Consider the following 218-nt stretch of genomic DNA (forward strand, 5'->3'; position numbering starts at 1 on the left):
CACCATCACTTGATGGGTGGCTGGAACAAAGGATAAACAAAACGTAAAACCAAATGCTCCAACCATCTGTAATGCACCATAGATAGCACCAACCTGGCCTTTGTGATTAGGAAACAAATACAATGCAGATACACCCGCGACTGCTAACAAAAATGCTGAGCCAAACGCCATGACAGAAAACCCAATTAACATTAATAAATAGCTATGGAGAACAAGGC

General features: G+C 41.7%; 1 pseudogene. It reads right to left on the reverse strand.

Features of this window, described 5'->3' with window-relative positions:
• Positions 1-218 (reverse strand): annotated as a pseudogene (locus A3712_RS28405) (Bcr/CflA family drug resistance efflux transporter); the annotation flags it as partial.

This window comes from Vibrio sp. HI00D65, assembly GCF_001635455.1.
Classification (GTDB): domain Bacteria; phylum Pseudomonadota; class Gammaproteobacteria; order Enterobacterales; family Vibrionaceae; genus Vibrio.